A 26,855-nucleotide genomic window follows, 5' to 3' on the forward strand; every position below is an offset into this window, starting at 1 on the left:
AGGAGTTCAGTAATTGGACTCTCTTTTTTTGTTTTTTTGAAATAGATAATAGTGGATTTGAATAAAAATAATTCTACGAAAAATGGCAAACCTATCGAAAGCTAGGGACGCAAAGTCACAGACCTAAGGCAATATTGCTATGGTGGCTGGATTACCGAAAAGATGGTTAAATCCACCTTTTTTAAGGTGTTTTTTTATTGGCGGTAATTTTGCCAAGAAAGAGAACGACCGATACTTTCTTCATTTTTTGTGTAGTTTTTATGTTACAAGGAAAAATAGTATCAAAATAAGAGGAGTGGCTCAATTGAAGTTAGTATTAAAAAATACATTGGTTTTTAGCTTGCTTATTGCTATTTCTATGATAAGTATATCTGCTTTTGGCTATATGAAAGCAAAGGCAATTCTTTATGATCGCTTTCAAGACCAAGCATATAGTCAATTAGAATCGGTAAAAGCCAATATAGATATTTGGATACAGGGAAAACAAGATACAATGACATACATGGCGGAAGTGGATGAATTAAAAGCCAATGATGTAGAAAAAGCACAAGTGTTAGGAACTAGAATTGCGGAAAGATTGGAAAATCCAGATGCATTTGCCTATATTGATGCAGAAGGATTTCTATACTTAGGTGGCAATAAAATTTCTGTTGCAGAAGCTCCTCATTATAAAGGTGCTATGGAGGACTTAACGAAGACATATGATCCTGTCCCGTCTGAAACACCAAGCTTAAATGGTGCTCCTATTGTATTATCATCGGCACCGATATATGGAGATAACGGGGGAATTGTAGGAGTTGTCTCAGGTGGAAACCAAATTGAGAGTCTTATGAACATTATCTCCAATGTAACATTAGGAGAAAGTGGATATGTTACTGTATTTACGAATGACGGAACAATAGTTGCTGGTAAAAATAAAGAAGATACATTGAATAAGAAAATAGCCGACTATGATAACAGCAAGCTTGATCAATTAGTAAAAGACAGTATGAATGGAAAAAGCGGAGATATTACAACAAAACTAAATGGAGAAAACAGCTTAATTTTTTATAACAAGGCAGATGCAATGGATTGGGGGATTATGATTTCCATTCCAACAGATGAGGCATTTGCTGATGCAAATTCTTTATTGAACTATTTTATTATCATTACCATTGTAGTTATATTGTTAAGCGCAATTATATGCTATGCAATTAATAATCGTTCATTAAAGCCAATCAAAGAAGTGAATGACAAGATAGAAGAATTGGCAAATAATGAAGGAGATTTAACACAGAGACTTTCTATTAATCGAAAAGATGAAGTAGGGGATCTAGCGAATAACTTTAATGCGTTATTGGACAGTTTCCAAGATTTGATTAGAGGCATTCTTCATAAAGGAGAAGTTGTTACAGAAAATACTTGTGATTTATCCAATAGTGCAGAAGAAATGGTCCAATTAGCTGGTGATGTTACCAATAATGTTCAAAATTCAGCGGGGATTTTAACAGAGCAGGAACAAGGAAATAAGCAAAATTTAGAGTCTATCAATGGAATTACACAAAGTGTTTCGGAGATTAAGGATCATTCATCTTTAGTATCAGAGAAAACAAAGCATGCATACAAAGAGGTAGAGACAGCAAACGACCAAATCAAACGTTTGATTCATCAAATGTCTGATATCCAAGCTTCTGTTCAGCAATCATCTGAGATCGTGAAGAAATTAGGAAATCGTTCATCAGAAATCGGCAATATTGTGCAAATGATTACAGATATTACAGAACAGACGAATCTACTTGCTTTAAATGCTTCGATTGAAGCAGCAAGAGCTGGAGAACATGGAAAAGGATTTGCGGTTGTAGCAAATGAAGTCAAAAAATTAGCAGAGCAATCAGCAAAGTCTGCTAACCAAATTTCCAATCTTGTAAATGAAATTGTTTCCGATACATCGAATGCTGTTGTGGAAATGGATTCAGGAACAAAACATTTTAGTACAGGCATGGAGACACTAAAAGATGTGAATGAAAGTTTACAAAATGTCTATTATTCCTCTGAGGAGTCTTCGAAGGAAGTAGATAAGATCTTTATCGAAATCGAAAAGCTACTTTCGAAGGTAACAGATGTTGAATCCGTCATTAAGGATCATTTAGAAAAAGCAATGGAATCTTCTAGCTATATCCATGAAGCAGCTGCTTCTTCAGAAGAACAGCTAACTTCTATCCAAACGATTAATGAATCCATTGAAAAAGCAGCACAAGTGACAAGAGAATTAAGAGAATTATTGAATCGATTTAAAGTATAAGATGAAGAACGCTGGGAGAGAGCACTTGGAAAAAGTGCTCTCTTTTTGCTTGAGGAGTATGATTAAGTACTTTTGTCAGTTGCCACTATAATATGCCCCCAAAAAAGGTAACAAACTATACAATTGGATGTTAAGATAAATGTAAGAAAATTTTGAGATATGCCTCTATCCCCCTGGCTTATCCGTTATAAAGGAGATTGTACAACAGTGAATCGTCCAATTTAATAATTTCCCATTGACTAATAAAAAAATTATTAACTAATGGGGGATAAAGCATGAATGTAAATAAAAACTTTTCATTATTAATGATTGGGCAATCCTTTGCGAATATAGGGGATGTCCTCTATATGGTAAGTGTTATTAGCATTATCTATGACTTAAAGGGATCAGCGACGGCAGCATCATTTGTCCCATTTACAATTACAACCTGTATGTTTATTTCTAGTATAATAACACCCCTTCTTGTCGGGAAAATAAGGTTAAACAGTTTAATGGCAGGTTCTCAAATAGGGAAGACCTTATTATTAATACTATTTGGTTTTGCATTAACAGGAATAACTGCATCAAATTATTATATAGTCTTTATCGTCATAGGACTTATTGCCTTTCTTGATGGCTGTGCAAATCCGATTAGACAAACATTGATACCGTATTATGTGCAACCTGAAAAATTAATGAAAGCAAATGGAATAGCGGAAACAGTCACCCAATTGATTCAAGCAGCGATGTGGTTTGTCGGTAGTATGTTTCTCCTGATTTTAAGTCCACAGCAACTCATTTGGTTTGTTGGCTGCTTATTTATTATTTCGAGTTTCTTGCTATGTTTTTTAGAAACGGTCTATGCAAAAACACTGGAATCAGCCGGGAAGATAGAACAAATTCAAGAGGGGTGGAAGACATTATTTCACACCCCGGTATTAAGAAAAATTGCTTTGATGGATCTCCTAGAAAGTCTTGCTGGCACAGTATGGATTGCGGCTGTTTTATATGTATTCGTTAGTGAAGCCCTAGAAGTAGAACAGACATGGTGGGGATTCATTAATGGAGCTTTCTTTTTAGGATTAATTTTAGGAAGCCTTTATTGTATTAAATATGCTTCCTATGTTGAAAGTAAATTAGGGATATTTCTTTTAACAGGAGCGTTTGTTAATTTTCTTCTTACGATAGTATTTAGCTTAAATAGTATTCCTATTTTTTCATTAGTTCTATCGTTTTGCGTCGGCATTTTTACACAAATAAAAAGTATCCCTCAACAAACAATCATTCAAACAAGTATCCCGAAAGAACAGCTATCAAAGGTGTATACTTCTTTGGGAGCAATAGGTACAGGAATCTTTGGTGTTGGCTCCTTGCTGATGGGAATATTAACTGATTTATTAGGAGTAAGAGTTGTCTTTGCGTTATCTGGCATCCTCCTTGCGTTTGTGAGTATGATTATCTATCAAAATAAGTCTTTGTTTAATAGTAATAGTTATTTAGGTAAAGAACGAAATTAATCATCCGATGGCTCGACCTGTATAAAATTAGGTCGAGTTTTTTTGAATGATTGTTCGAAATTTATTGAATATATGATTCTAATAATTTAGAATATGATTAACAGAAGATAAAATGGAGGTGTTTCTCAGTGGAGGTTTTTAGTACAACTGGTCGGAAACGAGAGACGTATCAAGTAGAAGTGAAGTATTCACTATTATGGGAGTGTGCACTTGGAATAGCCGCTATCACTAATAGCCATTTACTCGATTCGCTGGACAAGCCAAAGAGTTATTGGAAAGAGGTAAAAACGAGTCTTTCTGCAGATTTACAAGCTCAATTAGACTATGTTGAAACAAATAATACGTGGAAAGCATTACTTCAATTGCTCCACCAAAAGGATTTTTCCAGCCTAGAAGCATTTTTCGAATATATAGATAAGCTTACCGATAGAGAATTAATCTATCAATGTATTCCGTTTATAACGGAAACCTATCAGCCGCTTAGAGAGCAAGCCGCAAACAAAAACGTAGATGCGATAGAGCAATTAAGAGAAGCAACAAAAGACAATCCTTTTTTCCCGAGCTATATTTCTTTCATTTGTATGATTGAGCCACAGCAACTGAAACAGCATCTGATTAAAGTCATGGGTGGTTGGTATAAAGCAGTCATAGAACCTGAGTTGAAAAACTTGAATTCTATCCTACAAACAGATGCTCACACTAAGGAAGATAGGAAAGTGAAAATGGAGCCAGAGGAATTTGTAGAATGGGCTACGGGAGGAATAAAGTATATACCAGAACCAAGCGTGTATAAAGTACTACTCATTCCTCAGTACATATATCGACCATGGAATATTACTGCAGATTTAGAAGGAACGAAAGTATACTATTATCCTGTTTCAAATGAAAGTATTACTCCTAGCGATAAATGTATGCCAAGCAATTTTCTTGTTTTGAAACATAAAGCATTAGGAGATGAAGTTCGTTTCAGAATGGTGAAATTATTGTTTGAACAAAGTCGAACCCTTCAGGAAATGACCGAAAAACTAGCGTTGGGAAAATCGACCATACACCATCATTTAAAAATATTGAGATCGGCCCAGCTAGTAGGAATAGAAGATGGAAAATATGTATTAAAGACGAGAGCTATCGCATCATTAGCAAAAGAATTAGAGCAATACTTGCAGCAATGAGGAATGTAGAACCAACCTACAAAGAAATGATGGAAACATAGTATAAATAGGATCCAATTTTACAAGGAAATCAGCCAAAATAAGAATGAATCAGCCAAAGCAGCAAGGAAATCAGCCAAAATAAGAATGAATCAGCCAAAGCAGCAAGGAAATCAGCCAAAATAAGAATGAATCAGCCAAAGCGGCAAGGAAATCAGCCAAAATAAGAATAAATCAGCCAAAGCACCGAGGAAATCAGCCAATAAAATAATAAATCAGCCAAACCAAGGAAAGTGGTGTTACCTTGAAAATCTTTAAAAATAAGCCATTTACATATATGTGGATGGGTAATGGCATATCAGAATTAGCAGGGGCCTTTGGAACCTTTTGCAATTCGCTATTAATCTATGAGATGACAGATTCATCTTGGGCATTGGGCAGTATGTGGCTATTATATTTCGTGCCATCCCTTGTGCTTCAGCTTTTTATTGGGCCATATATTGATCGCTGGAGTAGAAAGTGGATTATGATTTTTGCACTTTGGAGCAGGGGACTTGTGTTTCTCATACCACTTATCGGTTTTATTACAAACTCATTAGTCCCATGGCATATTTTTATTGTCCAAATCATCATCGGATTAATAACTCCCATTTATTCGCCAGCCAATCAAGCAATACTGCCTAGCCTTGTTTCGAAACAGCATTTACATAAAGCAAATGCCTATGTGGAGGGGCTAGCGAGATTAATGACCTTTACTGCTCCTGTCATGGCAGGAGTGGTCATTGAGTATATTGGGATTGGCAGTACGTTATCTTTTATCTGTATCGCACTAATTATTAGTGGAAGTCTTTTATTGGGAATTTCTGAAAAAAGAAAAGTACAGATAGAAAGAAGAACGTGGGCTACGGAATTTATGGAAGGAATCAGCTACTTTTTCCAGCAAAAAACAATAGTGTGGTTAGGTATTTTTCTAGCAGTTGTGCAATTTGGAGTAGGGGTCACGATGGTAATCAATATTCCGTATATCAAAACGGTTTTAGACGGAAATAATGCCATGTATGGTTATTTTATGGCAGGATTTCCTTTAGGCTATATGCTAGGTACATTATTGGTTGGGAAATTGACATTCCACTCGAGAAGACGACTGATGCTAGGAGCATTATTTATTGGAGGGGTGACCTATATTAATCTTGGAATGACAAGCTCGATTATTTTTGCCATCACAACAGAAATAATTGCGGGTGTCGCGATGGCTTTATTTAGCATTCATAATATAACGATATGCCAGCAAACAGTTCCCAATCATTTAATGGGAAAAATTATTTCCGTTCGTTCCTTTATTATTCGAGCAATGATGCCACTAGGTGTATTAATAAGTGGAATACTAAGTGAAGTGTGGGGAATCCGTCCTTTGTACATATTAATTGGAGCTTTAATTGCTAGTTTTTCTTTATTGGGCATGCTATTACCATATTTTGCGTTTATGGATAAAGAAGATACAAATGAAAAGCTGGCTTCCTAATTTCCGATAGAAAAAGACTAGGAAACGTTTTGGTGATTTTCCTAGTCTTTTGTATTAATATTTTTTCAATAAAATCGCAGAATTATGACCGCCAAAGCCAAAGGAATTAGATAACCCAATAGATAGAGAAGCTTTTCTTGCTCCTTCTGGGACATAGTCTAAATCACAGTCAGGTTCTGGTGTTTCTAAGTTGATCGTCGGTGGAATAATGCCTTCTCTCAAACTCTTTACTAGGGCGATTGCTTCTGCACCACCAGCGGCACCAAGCATATGACCAAGCATCGATTTATTTGCGGTTACTGGTATTTTATAAGCTTCCTCTTCAAATAATTTCTTAATAGCTAATGTTTCCGAGAAATCGCCAACGGTTGTACTGGTTGCATGGGCACTAATTACATCAACATCCGAAGGGGAGATATTTGCTTTCACTAATGCGTTTCTCATTGCGAGATATGCACCTCTTCCTTCTGGATGGGTCGCAACCATATGATGAGCATCTGAGCTTGCCCCATATCCAATAATTTCAGCCACTATCGGAGCGTTTCTCTTCAGGGCATGTTCCAAGTCTTCCACTACTAATATAGCTGCTCCTTCACTCATCACAAATCCATCTCGATTTCTATCAAAAGGTCTACTTGCTAGAGTAGGTTCCTCGTTATTAGTAGATAAGGCTCTTGCATTACCAAAGCTAGCTAAAGCTAAATTTGTAATAGCAGCTTCTGCTCCGCCAGCAAACATCACATCTGCATCGCCATTTCGAATGGTGTGAAAGGCTTCCCCAATCGAGGTGTTTCCAATTGAACAAGCTGTTACAGGGGAGAGGGAAGGACCTTGAGCTCCGAATCTAATACTAATTTGCGCCGCGGCTGCGTTCGAAATCATCATCGGCACTAAGTTAGGACTTACGCGATTAGGACCTCTTTGATTTAATGTATTTACATTTTCAATAAGGGTGGTCAAACCGCCAATCCCTGACCCTACATAGACACCTAGCCGCTCTTTGTCTACTTGATGTAAGTCCAGCTGAGAGTCTGTTAAAGCTTCTTCTGCTGCCGCCAATGCAAATTGGCTAAATCGATCAAGTTTCTTCGCTTCCTTTGCTCCCCATCGTTCTTCTGGATAAAAGTCAGTTACAACTCCAGCAATTCTTGTTTTTGAATTAGAGACATTTAAATGGTCAATAGAACGGATCCCAGAATTTCCTTTTAAGAGATTCTCCCAAAAATCATCTACCTTATTTCCTAACGGTGAAACAATTCCCATTCCAGTGATAACAACTCTTTTCACAAATTTCCCCCCATTCCTTTTTTTATTATTGTATGCTTTTTTATCCTATTACAAGTTGTAGTTTATACTAGTATAATAAGTACTAGTTTAAAAAGGAGAGTGTGTATGAATAGAGATATTCGATTAGAAGCTCTATCTGATTTTCTAAAAACAAAACGCTCAAAAATACAACCGCAAATGGTTGGACTTCCAGTTGGCAGTAGAAGAAGAACGGCAGGACTTCGCCGTGAGGAAGTAGCACAATTAGCTGGAGTAAGCACTACCTGGTATACCTGGCTAGAGCAAGGTAGGGATATTAAAGTATCTATTTCTGTTCTAGATGCTGTAGCTGATGCTTTGCAATTGAACCTGGACGAAAGAAAATATGTATATGGATTAGCTTTTGAGGAGGGTGGTTCCTTTTTTCCTAAGGAAGAGGAAGAGGGAATGATTACGCCAGCCTTGGAAAAAATTTTAAAAGAGCTTCGCTACTGTCCTTCCATTATTACCGATCGCCGTTCCTTTATCGTAGGCTGGAATGAAGCAGCTAAACAAGTATTCTTGGATTTTGAAAAGCTTCCACTTGAAAAAAGAAATCTTATTGAACTGGTTTTTTCAAGAAAAGAGCTAAGAGCATTAGCTGTCAATTGGGAGGACTTTGTTAAAGGATTTATTTCTATCTTTCGCACCTATTTGGGGCAGTATATGGCAGATGAGTGGTATGGAAAATTTATTGAGGAGATGAAAAAGAACTATCCAGATTTTAATAAAATGTGGAATGAAAGTGAAATAAGCTCTGCTCCTGAGGTGTTAATTGAATTTCGTCACTCTAAGGCGGGAAAAATGATTTATAATTTAACATCTTTACAAGTTCATGGCGCAAATGATTTGAGATGCAGTGTTTATACACCTGTTGATGGGACTGGTACAGAGGAGAAGATTAAGCATTTGATGAAATAGTTTTGAATAATAAAAGGGACACAGTAATGGTTGTGTCCCTAATCGTTCCAATCAATTAATAAGCTTCTTAATCCCATCCACTACAGGAGTTTCCGAACGTCCAAGCAATTTCTCAAAATCATTACTGTCAATTTCTAATGTACCTTCACGAATATCCTTTTGAATCGCAACAAGCATAGGAACGATGAAATCTGGTACACCAGCTTGTGTCATGATTTCAGCATAAGTAGTGTCATCGACCTGTTGAACTGGTACTTCTTTTCCAATCACTGTGCCGACAGCAGCGGCGATTTCTTCTTGGGATAAAGGTTTTCCAGAAAGCTCGTAAATCGTATTCTCATGTTCTTCTCCAGCTAGAACCGCTGCAGCAGCTTCTGCGTAGTCTTGTTGTAAAGCCCATCCAACCTTTCCGTTTCCAGCAGAGGTAACCCATGGTGCTCCAGCTTGAACACCTTGTATAGTGGAAAGTTCATTTTCTAGATACCAGTTGTTGCGCAAGAACGAATAAGGAATGCCTGTTTGAAGAATAGCCTTTTCTGTTGCTTTATGGACTTCAGCTAGAAAATTCGTGCTTTCTTGTGCATTCGCAATGCTTGTATAGGCGATAAAGGAAACACCAGCATTCTTAGCAGCTGCAACAGCATTATTGTGTTGACGAATTCTTGTTTCTGTATCTCCATCAGCAGAAATAATTAATAAGCGATCTATCCCTTTAAAGGCTGTTTCCAATGTTTCTGGCTGATCGAAATCTCCTTGGCGAACCTCTACACCTTTTGCACGGAAGTCTTCTGCTTTTTCAGGATTGCGAACACTGACAGCAAGCTGATCAGCAGGAACCTTTGATAATAAAGCATTTACAATTTTAGAGCCTAATTTACCAGTTGCACCTGTTACTAATAGTTTCATTTGAAATTTCCTCCTATTCATTTTCTCATTTCATTATAACCAGAAGCTTCTAACAAAATGTGTTGTTGTATATTCAATATAGGTATATAGTATATTTATAGTTAGAAAAATAAAAGTAGTTATTTTTTTATGACATAGTCACATAAATAGTACCATGGGAAGGAGAGATAAAATGGCACGTTATTTTGTTCAAGGGGAACCTTCATCGAATGAAGAGGAAGGTTTCTGTCCTGTAACGTATACGCAAAATTTAACAGCAGGAAGATGGAAAATTATTATTTTATGGCATTTAAGTCAGGGAACAAAACGTTTTAATGAACTGCAAAGGCTTTTACCTGGCATTTCAAAAGGAATTTTAACAAGACAGTTAAGGGAATTGGAAGTAGATCAAATGGTGCACCGAGAAGTATATAAAGAGGTGCCGCCTAAGGTGGAGTATTCTTTAACCGAAAAAGGAGTAAGCTTTATACCCATTCTTGATTTAATGGGAGAGTGGGGCAAGAAGCATTATAAGGATTAAAGAAAAATGGGGACAGTTAATTGTCCCCATTAGCTTTACAATACTTTATTCAAGAAATCTTGCGTACGCTCATTTTGAGGGTTCCCAAAAATCTCTTGTGGAGTTCCTTCTTCCACAATATACCCATTAGCCATGAAGATAACGCGGTCTGCCACTTCTCTAGCGAAGCCCATCTCATGTGTAACGATAACCATCGTCATTCCTTCTTGGGCCAATTGTTTAATAACATTCAATACTTCTCCGACCATCTCTGGATCCAAAGCACTTGTTGGTTCATCGAATAGCATGATATCAGGGTTCATCGCAAGGGCACGTGCGATTGCGACCCTTTGTTTTTGACCACCAGATAATTTAGCTGGATTTTCATTGGCTTTATCCTTTAAGCCGACACGGTCTAATAGTTGTAAGGCTTTATCTTTTGCTTGCTGTGGCGTTGCTTTTTTTAGATCGACTGGTGCCAGCGTGATATTTTCCAATACTGTTAAGTGTGGAAAAAGATTAAAGTGCTGGAACACCATTCCGATATTTTCTCTAATTTTGTTAATATCATTTTTCTTATCGGTTAAGTTAAAGTCCTTTACAACGACCTCGCCACTTGTTACTTCTTCTAACATATTTAAACAGCGCAGAAGGGTACTTTTACCGGATCCAGAAGGACCGATTAAGCAAACAACTTCGCCCTCTGTTACCTGCAAATCAATTGACTTTAAAACTTCAAGATTACCATATGATTTTTTCAGATTCGTCACTTTAAGCTTGGCCATTTTTAATCCTTCTTTCTAATCGATTTGATACTTTTGTTAGAATCATAATAACAATAAAGTACATAATACCGACGATCAACCACATTTGGAATGATTCTAAGTTTCTTGCAATAATAATTTTTCCGCTTTGTGTCAATTCGTTAATACCGATAATGGAAAGAATAGACGTATCTTTTAATGTAATAACAAATTGATTAATAAATGCTGGAATCATTAATTGGATCGCCTGTGGAAGCACCACTTTTCTCATTGCTTTTCCATAAGGAAGTCCTAGACTGCGCGCTGCTTCCATTTGACCTTTATCAACAGATTGAATTCCTCCGCGGACAATCTCAGCCATGTAAGCACCAGCGTTTAAGCTTAAGGTAATAAGACCGGCAGCAACAGCTGTAATTCGGAAATCAAGGGCTGCTGGTATTCCAAAGTAAATAAAGAATGCTTGAACGATTAACGGTGTTCCTCGGAAAATATCGATATAAATACCAGCGATTATGCGCAATACTTTATTTTTTGCAATACGTAATAAACCGAAGACAATTCCAAGTACTGTTGCAATTAATAGCGAAACAACAGTTAAAATCAATGTCATTTTTAAACCAGACAGTAAGCTTGGGAAGCTTTCTTTTAATAGGCCGAAAAAGCCGTTTCCTTCTTCCACTTCTGAACCAGTTTCTAAGTATTTATCTAATATTTCTTGATATTCACCAGAAGCTTTTAAATTAGTAAGACCTGCATTAAACATTTCAAGAAGCTCTGTATTCTGTCCTTTAGAGACAGCAAAACCATAAGATGCTCCTGCTTCTTTTTCTGTAACAATTTTTAATCCATTTCCTTGCTTGATTCCATATGCCAATACAGGATAGTCATCAAATACTGCCACGGAATTTCCTGTTCTTACTTCTTCATACATATTAGCAGAATCGTCAAAAGTCACGATTGAAAATCCGTATTCATCTTTGATGCTCTCAGCAAAACTAGCACCCTCTGTTCCTGTTTTAACAGCAACCTTTTTTCCTTTTAAATCTTCATAAGAAGAAACTGTTTCATTATCATCTTTAACAGCCATAATGATGCCAGAATCGAAATAAGGATCGGAGAAGTCAAACTTCTTCTGTCTTTCGTCTGTAATGCTCATTCCTGCAATAACAGCATCGACTTGTTTGGATTCTAGTGCTTGAACAGCAGCATTAAATCCAAGTGGCTTCATTTCATATTTGAAACCTTGATCTTTCGCGATAGCAGCGATTAAATCCATATCAATTCCGACAAAATCACCATTTACATCTTGAAATTCAAATGGTGCAAATGTAATATCTGTTGCGATTTGATATACTTTCTCCGCTGCTTCTGCTTTTGTTATGGGAGAAATAATATTCAACATAGTTAAAATAACTACAAAGAATAAAATTGATTTAGACATTCTTTTCTTTTGATTCATTCGTGTAACTCCTTTTCGCCTTTTTCTTGTTGATTATAAGTTCTAGAAATCATATGTTAGATTATCTAACAAAAACATAATTAAAATAATACTAAACAATTGTGATATTGTACAGATAGGAAAATATAGTGAAAATTTACCATTTCATCTTTCTGCAGTGGATTACGTATTGGAAAGTGTGTTATACTACAGATACTTATAACGAAAGGGATGATGGGTGAACGATGAAGAACTAATCTTATTTTTTATAAATTTGAATGAAATAAATTTCAAATTAAACAAGAATAGGATTAGTCTGCCCATTTCCATAAACCGCTTTTTCTTGTATATCTCTAATGGTATGCGCACAATTATTGGTCGATATGCACATTTTTTGTATATGATGATGATTAAGAGCGAGCAGATAATTAGGTACGGCTAATCCTTCCAAGAATAATTGGGAGGATTTTTTTTCTCCCTTCTTAGAAAGGGCTTGATAAAATGACAGAACTGTTAAAATTAGTGAATATTAGCTATGAAGTGTTGAATGTCACTATTTTTGAAAAAATAAATGCAAGTGTACAGCATGGAGACATTATTGGGATTATAGGCAAAAATGGAGCAGGTAAATCGACATTATTGCAATTAATAAACCAAGACATAGCTGCTACAGAAGGACATTTGAAGTGGCTAAAGGAAAATCTAGTCATTAGAATGGTCGAACAAGAAACGGAAAACTATGACCTTACGGAAGAGAATTCTACCGAAATGAAGCTGCTGGAAAAATGGCAGGTGCCAACAAATGATTTTCATAAAATGAGCGGTGGGGAAAAGCTAAAAGCACGGCTTGCTAGAGGCTTTGCTGTTGAATCGGATTTACTGTTATTAGATGAACCAACCAATCATTTAGATGAGCTCAGTATGGAACTACTTCAAGAACAAATAAAAAAATATAAAGGGACAATTATCCTTGTTTCCCATGACCGTTATTTTCTAGATGCTGTTACCACAAAGATTTGGTCTATTGAAAGTAAGAAGCTTATTGAGCATAAAGGGAACTACTCCAGTTATATGGAAGCGCGCGAACAGAAAAGATTAACCCAGCAGAGAGAATATGACAAACAACAAAAGAAGATTAAACAAGTCGAAGGGCAAATGAAAGAAATTACCTCATGGTCGCAAAAGGCACATGCACAATCAACGAAACAAGAGTTTCCAAAAGAATATTATCGTGCAAAGGCGAAACGAATGGATGCCCAAGTGAAATCGAAGCAAAAACGATTGGAAAAAGAGCTGGAAAAAAACAAAGTAGAGCGTTTAGAAGAAGAATATACGGTGTCTTTTTCGATTGAAGCAAATAAAAAGAAGGGAAAACGCTTCTTGGAGATCAAGGATTTATCGAAAGCATTTGGCACTCGCGTTTTATTTGAAAAGGGAAACGTCACGATTCAACATGGCGAGAAGATTGCTATTATAGGTCCGAATGGAAGCGGGAAGACAACCCTATTAAACATTATTTTAGGAAAAGAAAAAGCAGATGGGGATGTCTGGATTTCTCCTACAGCTAATATTGGGTATTTAACACAGGAAGTATTTGATCTACCTTTAGAGGAAACACCAGAAAAGCTATTTTTTAAAGAGACGTTTACAGAAAGAGGAAAAGTACAAACGTTAATGAAACATCTAGGATTTATGGCCATTCAATGGAAGGAACCGATAAAAAATATGAGTATGGGGGAACGGGTAAAGTGTAAGCTAATGGCTTATATAATAGAGGAAAAAGATGTGCTTATTCTGGATGAACCAACGAACCATCTTGATTTACCATCCCGTGAACAATTAGAAGAAACGTTATCGCGATATCATGGGACACTCCTCGTCGTTTCCCATGACCGCTATTTCTTGGAGAAAATAACTACTAGTAAAATAGCCATAGCAGAAGGAACGATTCAAAGACAATGGACAGAATCTGGGGAACTGAAAAGAGATAATAAAGAAGAGCTCCGTTTAAAACTCGAAACAGAAAGACAAGAAGTCCTTGGAAAATTATGCTTTATGACACCAAAGGATAAGGAGTATGCAGAATTAGATAGAAAGTTTCTGGAATTGACGAAGCAGATGAAGGAGCTATAAAAGTGGTGGTGGGACGAGGGGACAGGTTCCTTGTCCCACTTTTTTTGGTAGTGGTTTTGGATGAAAGCTGGTTTGGACAATAAAAGGTAATTTTGGATCATATCCAAGTCGGTTTGGACAATAAAACAAAAATTTGGATCATATCCAAGTGGAATGAATATTATTTTTACAATCGGAAAGAAAAACGAGAAAGCTTTAGGGTCTGTTGTCCTCAATTTGTAAAATAATAAATCACTCCTGCTATCGCTAACGAGATAATACCAATCAAACCAGCTACCATTGAAATTTTTGTATTTAATGCGCGGTCCTCTTTTGTTTCTCTGAAATAATGGTTTCTATGTTGCCTTCCATCGGGCCATGCGTCCACCATAGTCACAGCGATGAAAATCGCGATGAGCCCAGTAACTAAAAAAAATGTAAACATATATATTCCTCCTTTTCAAATGAAACGAAATTTTCTTTTGTAAAATATACGTTTTGTTCTACTTGAAAGTTACAGAAATATATGATTATTTGTGATTTAATAAGAAGAAAGAGGAGGAATGGGCATGAGAATACCTGCAAAGCTTCAAATGGGGGATGAAATTAGAGTAATCGCTCCTAGTCGAAGTGCAAAAATTTTATCAGAAGAGGGAATCGTGGAAGCAAAGAAAAGGTTAGAAGACCTTGGATTTGTCGTTACGTTTGGGAAGCATATCTTTGAATCAGACTTACAGTTTTCCACGACAATTGAGCATCGAATAGAAGATATCCATGATGCTTTTCGGGATACAAAGGTAAAAGGAATATTAACGGTCATTGGTGGATTTAACAGCAATGAGCTATTGCCTTATTTAGATTTTGATTTAATAAAAGCTAATCCTAAGATTATTTGTGGATATAGTGATATTACTGCTTTAGCAACAGCAATCACGACGAAGGCTGATTTTGTTACATATTCTGGTCCGCATTTTTCTAGCTTTCAAATGGAAAAGCTGCAGGAATACCAAACGGAATACTTCCGGAAATGCTTGATGGAAACTAGTGAATTCATCGTAGAGCCTTCTGATGTATGGACAGATGATGCGTGGTATTTGGATCAAGAAAATCGCCAATATGAACCTGGTGGCTGGAAGGTATACCAAGAGGGAAGTGCAAAAGGGCAATTGTTTGGTGGTAATTTATGTACTTTAAATTTACTGCAGGGAACTGAATATATGCCAAATCTTAAAGACAGCATCTTGTTTGTAGAAGATGATGAATTAACTACTCCTGAAACATTCGCAAGAGATTTAACCTCTTTGTTACAGACAGCAGGCTCTATCAAAGCGTTAGTAATTGGAAGATTTCAACGAGCTTCCAAAATGTCAGAGGATCAGCTTTTGTTTATTCTAGATAAACATCCCCTTTTGAAACAAATACCTGTTCTATATAATGTTGATTTTGGACATATCCAACCATTCTTTACTTTTCCAATTGGAGGAGAAGTAGAGATTGATACGAAGAACCATGGAATTAAAATGATTTCTTTTTAAATGGTGCAGAGGAGGAATCGACTTGGAGCTTAAAGAAAAATTAAAAAATTTGCCAGCATCTCCAGGGGTGTATTTGCTGAAGGATTCCTCTGGACAAATCATTTATGTTGGTAAATCGAAAAAATTAAAAAATAGAGTTTCTTCCTATTTCCAGCATTCAAAAAATCGGATTGGCAAAGTGGAGAAGCTTGTAAAGCATATGAAGGATTTCGATTTTATTCTTACTGATACGGAATTTGAGGCATTGATGCTGGAATGTAAGTTAATAAAGGAAATTCAGCCGATGTACAATAGGATGATGAAAGCGACAAAAGCATATAATTACATCGTTTTTCGATGGCAGAAGGGAATCTACCACATGGAGATTGCCAATGAGATAGAGAAGGATGACATTCATTATTATTTTGGTCCCTTCACTAGTAAAGGAACTGTAGAGAAGGCAATAAATGCCATTAAAGCATTTTATCAAATAGATTGTTCTGAGACGATACCGAGAAATAGTCCATGCCTAAATTTTTCAATCGGGAAGTGCGTGGGTATTTGTTTTGATCCAGTAGCCCAAGAAATGTATCAACAAATTATCCATCGCCTTATTTCTTTATTTAAAAAAAATGATACTAGAATAATAGAAGAGATGTCTGCAAAAATGAATGAAGCTTCCAGTAATTTTGAGTTCGAAAGAGCAGCGGAAATAAGAGATACCATTACGAAAGTAAATAGGATTTTGCAAACGGAAACAGTTGTGAATTTTATGAAGGGAAATCATCCAATAGTTGCTTTAGAATACTTAGATGATTTCCGAATAAAGCTTTTTCTCATTAGACGGAATGAAATTATGTTTCGGCAAATCTATAAAGTAAAGCATTTAGATATTCAAGATATGAAAAGGAAGATATGTACATCCCTTACTAGAACCAACCAGCATATCGGTACTTTGGAAAAAGAGGAAATAGACGAAGCTTATATTATTTATCGATATTTAAACAGCAACGATTGTGAGTATGTTGTGATAGAGGATGAATGGGTCGGTAGTACTGAAAGTGGTTGTTTGGAAAATGTTCTGAAGAGAATCCTTCCGATTTAAGTCAAGGAAATCCTTTGAATCCTTTGGAGTAATTAGTAAAAATATAAGGGAACTCAAAATAGAGGAGAAAATAACATGCTTTCAAAAGAACAAATTGCAGAAATTAAAGAACTGAAGGATATTTGTGAGAAAGAGGAAGAGTATGAATTAAAGCTTAATTTCGATATGCTAGAAAACAGAAATGGAGAAAAGAAAGAGGACTTTTTCCATTATATTGACGGAATACTAGTTGGATTTTTAGGGAGCTACTATTTTGGCAGAACAGTAGAGTTTTGTGGCATGGTTCATCCAAGTTATCGAAGAAAAGGGATTTTTACAGCTTTGTTAGAAGAAGGCTTAGAAGAGGCAAGAAAGAGAGCGGCGACGAGTGTATTATTAAATGCTCCTGCGGCATCACAGACTGCAAAAGCATTTCTAGAAAAAATACCATGCTCCTATGCCTTTTCGGAGCATCAAATGAAATGGCATAACACTGATTTAATAGAGGATGCAACGATTTCGTTAAGACCATATGATTATACTCAAGATAAAGAAGTAGAAATCCAGCTTGATGTTTTAGGGTTTGGAATGGTGGAAGAGGATGTGCGGGCATATGTGGAAACAATAAAGGAGCAAGAAGGCGATCAACGTATGATTATTGAGGCAGATGGAAAAATTGCTGGGAAAATCAGAGTTTCTGAAACGGATGGCGAAGCATGGATTTATGGCTTCGTTATATTTCCAGAGCTTCGCGGGCAAGGAATAGGGAGAAGGGCTTTATCCAAAGTCGTAAAAATGGAAAATGAAAAAGGCTTCCCCGTTTTTTTAGATGTAGAAGCAAAAAATGCTCGAGCACTCAAACTCTATGAGTCTTGTGGGTTTCAAAGCTATCAATCTCAGGACTATTACGAATATAAGTAACGCTTATGAAGAAGGTATCTAAACTTAATAGTCGGGATATCTTCTTATTTTGTCTCACTTTTAACGGACAGAAAGGCTCGAGTGTCCGTTAAGGGCCGATTGGTTCAAATGATGGAAGTTTTACTTTATGTTAAAGGAAGTGTCGTAATACAAGTATTATCATCTTTAAAAGTAGTGAAATTCGTTTTAGCTGTTTTGCCATTATAGGAGATAGTAATTTGGAAATCTGTATTACGAGGAAGCCATAAATCAATAAAACCATTTGGTTGTGATGTTAACTGTTCATCCACATAAATATTTCCCTCTTGATCTTCAATATATACAGCAAATTCCTTATTAGCCAATTCTCCACGACAGCCAGCTAGATTATGGATTGCGCAAGGATGTGTTTCTATTAAGTAAGGGGCAAATGATACGAAAAATTCATCCTTTGGCAAATGATAGATCCGTTCTTCGTTTTCAAGTGTATTTACGGTTAGTGTATCGGAGCTGATAGAGGCAGCAGCTGCTGATTTATTGCCGAAACTAAAATCCTGGACGAGTTGCTTTACATCTTCACTGTCCATTTTTTCATAGCGATTATTTTGATTGATTAATAAAATGATCGTGACAGCAAATACAATCGTAATAAATATCGGTATAATAAGTTTATTTTTTTTCATCTTAATCGCATTCTCCCTTCCTAGTTGTATCGCTTTTTTATAAAGATAACAAAATAAACCGCAAAATGATGAATGAAAAATGGAGATTTTGTGAATTTTTCAGATTAAACAGGTAAGTGGTATTTTTGCTAGTTATGTAAAAAAATGTAAAAAAAGTCCTTTCTATCTCTTGTGTATCTATCTATTTTCCTATAAAATTTATAATAGAAACAAGAAAATGGAAATAGGATACGTTCGACATTTCATTATTTAAATATAATAAAGTGATAAAGGCAAATTCATCGAAAGGTGAAGACGCAAAGCTATAGGGACTAAGATCTTGGAGATTAAGTCAGCCAGTTACCGATTTATCTTTATGAAAGAAAGGCTAATCGGTAGAAGATTAGCTTTTTTCTGTTATTAGGATAGATGTAATATGCAGATGATAGTCTCACTAATTGTAAGGTGAGGATAAAGATGGGGATATTCTATTTTTTCAGCGGTATAATATTTAGTATTTTCTTTTGTAGAATAATTGATAAGCGTAAATATAATAAATGGAAAGCAAAAATAGAACAGGAAGATATTATGTTTCGCTTAGTGGAAAGCTCGAAGGATATTGTTTACCGATATGAAGTAAAACCGCAAATGAGACATTCGTATATTAGTCCATCCGCTGATTCTATTTTAGGAGAGGGTATGGTCAAGGAGTTCTATCGAAATCCCAATGCGCCTTTAGAAATGATCCATCCAGATGATTATTATATTATGTATAAAAAACTTATTGGAAAGATAGATTATAGTGAGCCATTGATCCAACGTATGAGATGTGTAGACGGTAATTATAAGTGGTTTGAGGAATATGCTACCCCTATTTATGAACACGGGGAGTTAGTAGCTATTCATGGAATTATTCGCAATATTGACGAGAAGGTAAGGCTTCGACAAAATTTAGAGCATCAACTGATTCATGATGCACTGTCGGAAGTACATAATCGCTATTATTTTGAACAAAAAATGGAAGAATTCGATACAAAAATAGAGGAAGCAATCGCGATTATTTTATGTGATCTTGATGAGTTAAAGCAAGTAAATGATAAATATGGGCATAAAAAGGGTGACGAGCTGATTAAAGAAGCTGGTAACATACTGAACACTTTTTCCTCTCCATATATTACAGTCTCCAGAATAGGTGGGGATGAGTTTGTCCTATTAATTCAAGGTATGAATAAGGAAGAAATAGAAGCGCTATATAAAGAAATGTCCATGGAATTAAGTGGTAATGAGCACAGCGAGAAGAAAAATACTGTAAAAATGTCGATAGGCTATGCATTTACTCCAAGCTCTCTTGGAAAAATGACTGCTTTATTTACAGAAGCGGATGATAATATGTATCAAAATAAAATGAAGAAAAAGAAAAATACTGTGGCTTATGGAAATAGGATACTTGTGAAGTAACTTATTGGGTAGCTCGTATATTGGTAGGTAGAACGGCTTTCATTAATCGGATGAAGGCTATTTTCTTTGCTGGTAATAGAAAACTGCTCTTTTTAAGAGAAGTCCTACTTTTTGGAGGAAATCCCAAGCTCTCAACAAATTAATTTATTCTCGCCTCTATATTAAAAAAATACAGAAGATATTAAAAGAGTACTATTGTTAACGCTTACAAAGTTGCTGTTTTTCTCATACAATTTTAAATGTAAAGAAAAGAAAGGACAAATTCAAAGGGGGAAAAATCAATGAAAAGATGGAAATCCATATCCTTATTACTTGTAGTAATGCTAATTGCTGCTCTTATGGGAGCTTGCAGCAATAGCACAGGGGGAAGCAGCAATAAAATCAGTGTGGGAATTGTCTTACCAACTAAAGATGAGCCACGTTGGGTACAGGATGAACAGCGTTTTAAAGATGCGTTAAAAGACTCTGAATACACGACTGAAATTTTATTCAGCCAAGGTTCTTCTGCGAAGGAAAAAGAAAATGTGGAAACGTTAATTAATAAAGGAATTGAAGTACTTATTATTACTCCACAAGATGGGGCAGCAGCAGCGGCGGCAGTAGAGGCTGCTAAAAAAGAGGGGATTAAAGTTATTTCGTATGACCGTCTGATTACAGATACAGATGCAGTCGACTACTATGTCACTTTTGACAGTGTGGCAGTTGGTGCTGCACAAGGACAATATTTGATCGATCATTCAGAAGGAAAGGACGTACCTTTGTATTTATATGCAGGAGCTGCTTCAGATAACAACGCCTTTTTATTCTTTGAGGGTGCATGGAGTGTACTTCAACCAAAAATTGCGGATGGAACATTTAAAATTGCTAACTCAGGTGAGGCAGAAAAATTAAAAGATAAGCAAGAGCTTAGCCGTGATGAAATGAGTAAAATCTTAGGACAGGTGACAACAAACTGGGATCCAAACGAAGCAAAAAATAAAGCCCAAACGCATTTAACGGCGGTAGATACAGATATGAAAGGTGACGTTGCCGTTTTAGCACCTAATGATGGCACCGCCCGTGCAATTGCTGATGTTTTTGCTTCTGACGGAGATATTTCTAGTTATACGGTGACAGGGCAAGATGCAGAAAAAGCATCTATTCAATATGTGATTGATGGAAAGCAATCCATGACCGTATTTAAAGATGTTCGTACATTAGTAACGGATGCAATGGGGATTGCTGTCGATATCTTAGATGGAAAATCACCAGAAACTACAGGTTCTTATGATAATGGAGCGATTGAAGTAAGTGCGAAGCAAACAAATGTCATTGTTGTAGATAAAGAGAATGTGCAAAAAGAATTAATTGACTCAGGCTATTATGAAGCAAGTGAATTTACAGGATTAAAGTAATGTTATAGAAGGGACTTCCCAAAAAAAGCTCGACCTCTATTGGCTATATCGATTGCTTCTGGTGATAGATATACCAAGGGAGGTCGACCCTTTCATCCATTCCCTTGTCAGCTTTTAAAGGAGGAAGAAAATGAGTGAATATATTCTTGAAATGAATGGGATTACGAAAGAATTTACAGGAGTTAAGGCATTAAGCAATGTGAATTTCAAGGTGAGTAAAGGAGAGATTCATTGTTTAATAGGAGAAAATGGAGCTGGTAAATCGACTTTGATGAAAGTATTGAGTGGAGTCCATCCATATGGAACGTATGAGGGAGATATTGTTTTTGAAGACGAGATTCAGCAGTTTCATAAAATTAGTGACAGTGTGAAAGCTGGCATAGTTATTATTTATCAGGAACTTGCTTTATTTCCTGATTTATCAGTGTATGAAAATATTTTTGCTGGTAATGAAGTGAAGCAAGGTGGAGTAATCAATTGGAACCAAACGATTGTTGAATCAAAAAAATTACTAGAAAAAGTAAAACTAGATGTTGCACCAGACACACTTGTAAAGGATTTAAGTGTCGGAAAAAGGCAGCTTATTGAAATTGCCAAGGCATTGAGTAAGGATGTAAAGCTTCTTATTTTAGATGAGCCGACAGCTGCATTAAATGAAGACGACAGCGAAAATCTTCTTCTTTTACTGAAGGAACTAAAGCACCAAGGAATCACTTGTATTATGATTTCCCATAAGCTAAAGGAAGTAATTTCGATAGCAGATAAAGCAACTGTTCTTCGGGATGGGCAAACGATTTGTACCTTAGATGCTTCCAAGGGGGAAATTACAGAAAATATTATTATTAAAAACATGGTCGGTAGAGAAATAGAGGATATTTACCCAAAACGAGATAAGAAAGAAAAAGGAAATCCTGTTTTAGAGCTAAAAAATTGGAGTGCTTTTGATCCGCAATTAGGGAGAGAAGTAGTAAAGAATATTAACCTCCGTGTGAACAAAGGGGAAATTGTTGGGATTGCAGGCTTAATGGGCTCGGGACGAACGGAGCTTGCATTAAGTATTTTTGGAAATGCCAAATCGTACAAGATTCAGGGTGAGATGTTTTTGAATGGGAAACCGCAAAAGCTTCATCATACGAGCGATGCCATTCAAGCGGGAATAGCGTATGTAACAGAAGACCGTAAAGGAGATGGATTATTCTTGCTGCAAGATATTAAGAGTAATATCTCCGCTGCTAATTTGAAAGGAATTGCGCAAAAAGGAGTCATTAATGAAAACGAAGAAATTAAGGTTGCGGACTCCTATAAAAAGTCGCTTCATATAAAAGCTTCATCTCTTGAACAGCTAGCAGGCAATTTAAGTGGAGGGAATCAGCAGAAGGTCTCTCTTGGAAAGTGGCTCTTTGTTGCCCCAAAACTATTAATCTTAGATGAACCAACCCGTGGCATTGATGTTGGTGCCAAATTCGAAATTTATACAGTTATGAATAAACTGATTGAAGAAGGATTAAGCATTATCATGATTTCTTCTGAGCTAGGAGAGGTGCTCGGCATGAGTGACCGAGTGTATGTCATGGCACAAACTGAACTAAAAGGTGAATTGACTATAGAAGAAGCTAATCAAGAAAATATTATGCAGCTGGCAACACAATAGGGAGGGTGGAATGAATATGTATCAAGAAGCAAAAACACTTATACGAGCGAATATTCGTGATTATGGAATGTATATCGCTTTGTTTGTTATTATTCTTACTTTTACGATTATGACAGACGGATTATTTATTTCTTCGCGCAATATAAGTAATCTACTCGATTCAGCGGGATATATTGCTGTACTTGCAGTTGCGATGACATTGATTATTGTTATTCGTCATATTGATTTATCTGTCGGCTATGTAGCGGGATTTCTAGGGGCAATTGCTGCAATCCTACTAACCCAGGCAGGCGTTTCCGTGTATATTACTATCCCTATCATTCTAGTTCTGGGAATTGTAGTAGGATTATTTAACGGATTGTTAGTAGCACAAGTGGGAATACCATCCTTTGTAGCTACCTTAGCGGGAATGCTGATTTTTCGAGGGGCGTTATTGCAAGTAACGGAAAAAACAGGAACCATTATCATTCAAAATGATGCGTTTAATGCGATTGGTAATGGATATATCCCATCCATTTTTGAAGTAAATGGACTTCATTTCTTATCTTTATTGGTAGGGTTAATCGGGATACTGCTCTACATTTATAGCGAAATAACAAATAGAAGAAACAAATTAAACTATCAATTTGATGTACTGTCTAAACCAATGTTTCTATTAAAATTAGCATTTGTTTCTATCATTATTGCCTATATCACATGGATTCTTGCTGGGTATAACGGATTTTCTTGGACCGTTATTATTATGCTTGCAGTTGTTTTTGTGTATCATTTCCTGACAACAAAAACAGTACTTGGAAGGCATATTTATGCAGTCGGAAGCAATCCAGAAGCTGCTCACCTTAGTGGGATTAATGTAAAAAAAATTACCTATATTGTTTTTGGATCAATGGGAATGATGGCTGCATTATCAGGTATTTTATTTACAGCTCGTCTCCAATCAGCAACCACAACGGCCGGTACTCTATTCGAATTAGATGCAATTGCAGCGGCTTATGTAGGAGGAGTTTCAGCAGCTGGAGGAGTTGGAAAAGTAACAGGTGCTATTATTGGTGCAATTGTTATGGCATCACTTTCAAGTGGAATGAACTTACTAGGAGTCGGGATCTCTTACCAATATATGATTAGAGGCGGAGTTCTAGCAGGTGCGGTTATTTTCGATGTAATGACGAGGAAGTCAAAATAAACTAGAAGGAGAGACAGCGGTCTCTCCTATTTTCCACATTTTATTTAGGACAGGCTAATGCTTGTTCTTTCCTTTCCTTTTATTCTATTATTTGCCACGAGATAATGGCATCTCTTTTCCCCGTAAAACATAATTATTGTACAATTTTCAAAGGGTGCTATGATGGGATTGTAGATATATTTAAATGGAAGGAGATTGATCTTTTGCGAAAAACGATTATGGTTGTATTATTAACAGTTATTATAATTCTTTGCTATTTTACATTTGATTCAGCAAAAAATGTTTTTCGTGCAGATTGGAAATTCCCATCCGATATGGTTAACAATCAAAACCAGCAACGTCTTGTTTTAATCACACAGGAAAGAGATACTCCTTTTTGGGATAAAGTAGCAAGTGGTGCGAAGAAGCAGGCGGAATTAGAAAAGGTTAGTCTTGAAGTCTGGGGGAGCTACGGCAATAATCAAGAAGATTTTCTGAAAAATATCGAAATAGCGATTCAATCGAAAGTAGATGGCATTATTGTTCAAGGGTTAGATAATGATGAATTTAAGAATTTGACTAAAATAAAAGCCTCTTTTTACGGAATTCCCATTATTACTGTTGCCAATGATGTTCCGATTGCTGACAGTTTGCGGAGAACCTATGTAGGATCCGATCAATTTTCCGCTGGGAAAATGATTGCAGAGCAACTAGTAAGAGATATGGGATTAAAGGGGAAGGTCGTTCTCATGCTTGACTCCCAGGAAGAATATTTTCAAAAACAGCGATTGAAAGGCATAGAGGAGATACTTAAACAATATAAAGGTATTAACGTTGTTTATGCAAAAACGGTTGATACATCGAAAGACCAGATAGTTGTAGCAACACAAGACATTTTAAATAAGGAGCCTGATACGAATGCATTCATTGCCATTAATGCAAATGTCTTAGGTACTTTGGTTAAAGAAATAAGTAAGCGTTATCAAATAGACCCTTATTATTTATATTCCTTTGATGATGGACCAGAATCTATCTCTCTATTAGAAGCAGGGACCTTAGATGCAATGGTGGAGCAATCTCCTAAAACAATGGGAGAAATGAGTGTCAAGCTAATGATGGAATGGTTGAATGGAGAAAAAGTTCCGTTAGATAAAAATGGCTATCTAACAGATATAACGATACAGAAAGCAGAAACTACATATGAATAGCATTCAGAAAAAAATCCTCCTGCTCACAACAATTGTCTTGATTATTATGTCCGTCATTTGGATTGCCCTTACTTATTACAATCATAAAACACAGCAACAATACAATGGGATTTTGCAGCGGTATTTAAAGCTAAACGAAGTGACCTCTAGTAGCCAGAATGTCATTACTGATTTAAATAACTACATGATAAATCCATCCGAAGAGAATATGTCAAAGCTTAATCAAAGTAAGAAAAGAATGGAAGAAGCAAAACAAGGTGTCGTTACGCTAAGAAATGTAGAAAACAATTTTACTTTAACAAATTATGTTCATTTAATTGATAGTTTTATCGAAACAACTAATCGACTACTGCTTTTTTTATCAGAAAATGACAGTGAAGCAGCTGCTCAGGAATTTTCTGAAGTAACGAGCATATCAACCTATATTTCAGAGATGGCCTTATCTTTGGTAGATACAGAGTTAAAAACCTATGACCGTTTTTATAGAGGCATTATTAAACAGTCAGGTGAAGTAATGAAACTAGGAATCTTTCTTTTATTATTAATTATGTGTGTATTATTCTTGGTAACGTACTGGTTTTCGCTAACCATTACTAGACCGATAATTAAGTTAACCCAGGCAGCAAATGAATTATCTAAAGGTCGTTTTGATTTGCAGGTGAAAGTAGAGACAAAGGATGAGATTGCCTTTCTAGCGAGAACCTTTGATCGCATGAGAAAGAACATTAATATGCTAATTTTAGAAATAAAGCATAAGGCACAGCTAGAACATGAATTACAGCAGAGCAAAATATTATTGCAAGAAAGTCAGTTTAAAAGCTTGCAAAGTCAAATCAGTCCCCATTTTCTGTTTAACACCTTAAATACAATATCTAAAAAGGCATATTTAGAAGGCTCTGAAGAAACAAGTGATTTATTAGTTAGTGTAGCAGGAATTCTTCGCTACAATTTAAAGCAATTAGACCGGTCAGTGACATTGCGAGAGGAAATAATGGTGTTAAAGCAATATATGGATATACAAAAAGCAAGATTCACAGATAGATTACGTTTTTTTATGGAGATAGATGAGTGCTGTCTAGATTGGAAAATTCCGTCGTTAACTTTACAGCCAATCATTGAAAATGCAGTTATTCATGCAGTGGAACCAAATGAGGACGGTGGAACGATTTGGACCAGAGTAATTGATGAGAAGGATACAGTCCTAATCGAAATAGAAGATGATGGAATTGGAATATCGAAGGATAAAATTAAACAATTGCTTACAGAGGATTTACAGCCAGTTGAAAATAAATCAAAAGGCATTGGAATAGGATTTAGCAATGTAATAAAAAGACTACGACTTTTTTATGGAGATGAAGATGTCATAACGATTAAGAGTGAGATTGGCTCAGGAACTAAGGTAATCATTCAAATAAAAAAATAGGATG

At 36.1% G+C, this 26,855-nt stretch carries 22 protein-coding genes and 2 riboswitches; of the genes, 16 read left to right on the forward strand and 6 right to left on the reverse strand.

Annotated elements, in window-relative coordinates; all coding sequences use genetic code 11:
* The first annotated feature begins 74 nt into the window (after nucleotides 1-74).
* A riboswitch (cyclic di-GMP riboswitch) is annotated at nucleotides 75-159 on the forward strand.
* 136 nt (nucleotides 160-295) lie between these two features.
* The 4 genes from NYE52_RS03615 to NYE52_RS03630 all read left to right on the forward strand — a co-directional run bounded on the left by NYE52_RS03615 (nucleotide 296) and on the right by NYE52_RS03630 (nucleotide 6,450).
* On the forward strand, nucleotides 296-2,281 hold the full coding sequence (locus NYE52_RS03615) for a methyl-accepting chemotaxis protein (protein ID WP_341191819.1): 1,986 nt from the start codon (nucleotides 296-298) through the stop codon (nucleotides 2,279-2,281).
* Between the two features lie 275 nt (nucleotides 2,282-2,556).
* Nucleotides 2,557-3,777: an MFS transporter gene (locus tag NYE52_RS03620; protein ID WP_341191820.1), complete on the forward strand. Its 1,221-nt coding sequence runs from the start codon at nucleotides 2,557-2,559 to the stop codon at nucleotides 3,775-3,777.
* A gap of 128 nt (nucleotides 3,778-3,905) precedes the next feature.
* The gene (locus NYE52_RS03625) at nucleotides 3,906-4,949 is read left to right on the forward strand and encodes an ArsR/SmtB family transcription factor (protein ID WP_341191821.1); all 1,044 of its coding nucleotides are present in this window, start codon (nucleotides 3,906-3,908) and stop codon (nucleotides 4,947-4,949) included.
* Between the two features lie 283 nt (nucleotides 4,950-5,232).
* On the forward strand, nucleotides 5,233-6,450 hold the full coding sequence (locus NYE52_RS03630; RefSeq protein ID WP_341191822.1) for an MFS transporter: 1,218 nt from the start codon (nucleotides 5,233-5,235) through the stop codon (nucleotides 6,448-6,450).
* A gap of 54 nt (nucleotides 6,451-6,504) precedes the next feature.
* Here NYE52_RS03630 and fabF read toward each other — a convergent pair whose 3' ends face one another.
* Nucleotides 6,505-7,737 (reverse strand): beta-ketoacyl-ACP synthase II, encoded by a 1,233-nt coding sequence (gene fabF / locus NYE52_RS03635; RefSeq protein ID WP_341191823.1) that lies wholly within the window; start codon nucleotides 7,735-7,737, stop codon nucleotides 6,505-6,507.
* Nucleotides 7,738-7,842: 105 nt separating this feature from the next.
* Here fabF and NYE52_RS03640 point away from each other — a divergent pair, with 105 nt between their 5' ends.
* Nucleotides 7,843-8,676, forward strand: a complete 834-nt coding sequence (locus NYE52_RS03640; protein ID WP_341191824.1) for a helix-turn-helix transcriptional regulator — start codon at nucleotides 7,843-7,845, stop codon at nucleotides 8,674-8,676.
* Between the two features lie 51 nt (nucleotides 8,677-8,727).
* On the opposite strand, the gene NYE52_RS03645 is transcribed toward NYE52_RS03640, so the two are convergent.
* Nucleotides 8,728-9,582 (reverse strand): SDR family oxidoreductase, encoded by an 855-nt coding sequence (locus NYE52_RS03645; protein ID WP_101729632.1) that lies wholly within the window; start codon nucleotides 9,580-9,582, stop codon nucleotides 8,728-8,730.
* A 172-nt stretch (nucleotides 9,583-9,754) separates the two neighbouring features.
* Between NYE52_RS03645 and NYE52_RS03650 the strand changes: the two genes are divergently transcribed.
* Complete coding sequence (locus NYE52_RS03650) at nucleotides 9,755-10,102, forward strand: winged helix-turn-helix transcriptional regulator (RefSeq protein ID WP_101729631.1); 348 nt, start codon at nucleotides 9,755-9,757, stop codon at nucleotides 10,100-10,102.
* Between the two features lie 35 nt (nucleotides 10,103-10,137).
* Here the strand turns inward: NYE52_RS03650 and NYE52_RS03655 are convergent, their stop codons facing one another.
* Both NYE52_RS03655 and NYE52_RS03660 read right to left on the reverse strand, forming a co-directional pair.
* Complete coding sequence (locus NYE52_RS03655) at nucleotides 10,138-10,866, reverse strand: amino acid ABC transporter ATP-binding protein (protein ID WP_341191825.1); 729 nt, start codon at nucleotides 10,864-10,866, stop codon at nucleotides 10,138-10,140.
* Nucleotides 10,853-12,304, reverse strand: a complete 1,452-nt coding sequence (locus NYE52_RS03660; protein ID WP_445669087.1) for an amino acid ABC transporter substrate-binding protein/permease — start codon at nucleotides 12,302-12,304, stop codon at nucleotides 10,853-10,855. Before NYE52_RS03660 ends, NYE52_RS03655 begins: the two co-directional genes overlap by 14 nt.
* Before the next feature lie 480 nt (nucleotides 12,305-12,784).
* Between NYE52_RS03660 and abc-f the strand changes: the two genes are divergently transcribed.
* The gene (gene abc-f, locus NYE52_RS03665) at nucleotides 12,785-14,416 is read left to right on the forward strand and encodes a ribosomal protection-like ABC-F family protein (RefSeq protein WP_341191826.1); all 1,632 of its coding nucleotides are present in this window, start codon (nucleotides 12,785-12,787) and stop codon (nucleotides 14,414-14,416) included.
* A gap of 211 nt (nucleotides 14,417-14,627) precedes the next feature.
* Here abc-f and NYE52_RS03670 read toward each other — a convergent pair whose 3' ends face one another.
* A complete protein-coding gene (locus NYE52_RS03670; protein WP_341191827.1) occupies nucleotides 14,628-14,840 on the reverse strand; it encodes a DUF5316 family protein in 213 nt (70 codons plus the stop codon).
* A gap of 124 nt (nucleotides 14,841-14,964) precedes the next feature.
* Here NYE52_RS03670 and NYE52_RS03675 point away from each other — a divergent pair, with 124 nt between their 5' ends.
* From NYE52_RS03675 to NYE52_RS03685, 3 genes are all read left to right on the forward strand, one after another.
* Complete coding sequence (locus NYE52_RS03675) at nucleotides 14,965-15,930, forward strand: S66 family peptidase (protein WP_341191828.1); 966 nt, start codon at nucleotides 14,965-14,967, stop codon at nucleotides 15,928-15,930.
* Nucleotides 15,931-15,952: 22 nt separating this feature from the next.
* Nucleotides 15,953-17,014: a UvrB/UvrC motif-containing protein gene (locus NYE52_RS03680; RefSeq protein ID WP_341191829.1), complete on the forward strand. Its 1,062-nt coding sequence runs from the start codon at nucleotides 15,953-15,955 to the stop codon at nucleotides 17,012-17,014.
* A gap of 75 nt (nucleotides 17,015-17,089) precedes the next feature.
* The gene (locus tag NYE52_RS03685; RefSeq protein ID WP_341191830.1) at nucleotides 17,090-17,914 is read left to right on the forward strand and encodes a GNAT family N-acetyltransferase; all 825 of its coding nucleotides are present in this window, start codon (nucleotides 17,090-17,092) and stop codon (nucleotides 17,912-17,914) included.
* 125 nt (nucleotides 17,915-18,039) lie between these two features.
* Here NYE52_RS03685 and NYE52_RS03690 read toward each other — a convergent pair whose 3' ends face one another.
* Nucleotides 18,040-18,576 carry a CueP family metal-binding protein gene (locus tag NYE52_RS03690; RefSeq protein ID WP_341191831.1) on the reverse strand — a complete coding sequence of 179 codons (537 nt, stop codon included), beginning with the start codon at nucleotides 18,574-18,576 and terminating at the stop codon, nucleotides 18,040-18,042.
* Between the two features lie 261 nt (nucleotides 18,577-18,837).
* Nucleotides 18,838-18,923: riboswitch (cyclic di-GMP riboswitch) on the forward strand.
* A gap of 109 nt (nucleotides 18,924-19,032) precedes the next feature.
* On the opposite strand from NYE52_RS03690, the gene NYE52_RS03695 reads away from it, so the two are divergent.
* The 6 genes from NYE52_RS03695 to NYE52_RS03720 all read left to right on the forward strand — a co-directional run bounded on the left by NYE52_RS03695 (nucleotide 19,033) and on the right by NYE52_RS03720 (nucleotide 26,851).
* Nucleotides 19,033-20,013 carry a sensor domain-containing diguanylate cyclase gene (locus NYE52_RS03695; RefSeq protein ID WP_341191832.1) on the forward strand — a complete coding sequence of 327 codons (981 nt, stop codon included), beginning with the start codon at nucleotides 19,033-19,035 and terminating at the stop codon, nucleotides 20,011-20,013.
* Between the two features lie 281 nt (nucleotides 20,014-20,294).
* Nucleotides 20,295-21,407, forward strand: a complete 1,113-nt coding sequence (locus tag NYE52_RS03700) for a sugar ABC transporter substrate-binding protein (RefSeq protein WP_341191833.1) — start codon at nucleotides 20,295-20,297, stop codon at nucleotides 21,405-21,407.
* Between the two features lie 130 nt (nucleotides 21,408-21,537).
* Entirely contained in the window at nucleotides 21,538-23,058 is a 1,521-nt protein-coding gene (locus tag NYE52_RS03705) for a sugar ABC transporter ATP-binding protein (RefSeq protein ID WP_341191834.1), read from the forward strand.
* 10 nt (nucleotides 23,059-23,068) lie between these two features.
* On the forward strand, nucleotides 23,069-24,241 hold the full coding sequence (locus NYE52_RS03710) for a sugar ABC transporter permease (protein ID WP_341191835.1): 1,173 nt from the start codon (nucleotides 23,069-23,071) through the stop codon (nucleotides 24,239-24,241).
* A 203-nt stretch (nucleotides 24,242-24,444) separates the two neighbouring features.
* The gene (locus tag NYE52_RS03715; RefSeq protein WP_341191836.1) at nucleotides 24,445-25,428 is read left to right on the forward strand and encodes a sugar ABC transporter substrate-binding protein; all 984 of its coding nucleotides are present in this window, start codon (nucleotides 24,445-24,447) and stop codon (nucleotides 25,426-25,428) included.
* Nucleotides 25,421-26,851: a sensor histidine kinase gene (locus tag NYE52_RS03720; protein ID WP_341191837.1), complete on the forward strand. Its 1,431-nt coding sequence runs from the start codon at nucleotides 25,421-25,423 to the stop codon at nucleotides 26,849-26,851. Before NYE52_RS03715 ends, NYE52_RS03720 begins: the two co-directional genes overlap by 8 nt.
* Nucleotides 26,852-26,855 lie beyond the last annotated feature (4 nt).

The sequence above is a fragment of the Niallia sp. FSL W8-0635 genome (assembly GCF_038007965.1).
In the GTDB taxonomy this organism is placed as follows: Bacteria; Bacillota; Bacilli; order Bacillales; family Cytobacillaceae; genus Niallia.